This is a genomic window from Clostridium polyendosporum (assembly GCF_018332455.1).
GTDB classification, from domain to species: domain Bacteria; phylum Bacillota; class Clostridia; order Clostridiales; family Clostridiaceae; genus Clostridium_AY; species Clostridium_AY polyendosporum.
The window spans coordinates 1-263 of sequence record NZ_BOPZ01000103.1 but is presented as its reverse complement, the minus strand read 5'-3'; the positions used below and the strand labels follow the sequence as shown (position 1 = coordinate 263).

The 263-nt window shown below is 47.5% G+C and carries 1 rRNA gene; it reads right to left on the bottom strand.

Annotated features, from left to right (window positions below):
* Window positions 1-263 (bottom strand): 23S ribosomal RNA (locus CPJCM30710_RS17600); the annotation flags it as partial.

Here is a 263-nt window from a genome sequence, read left to right as displayed (position 1 = left end):
ATTTAGCCTTGGGAGGTGGTCCTCCCTGCTTCCCACAAGGTTTCACGTGTCTCGTGGTACTCTGGATCAGAACTACTTACTCTTGTTTTCACTTACAGGACTATTACCTTCTATGGTCGTACTTTCCAGTACTGTTCAGTTAACAATAGCTTCGCGTTATGTTCTGTCCGCAACCCCGGAAACAAGTTTCCGGTTTGGGCTCTTCCGCTTTCGCTCGCCGCTACTGACGGAATCGATTTTTCTTTCTCTTCCTCCAGGTACTT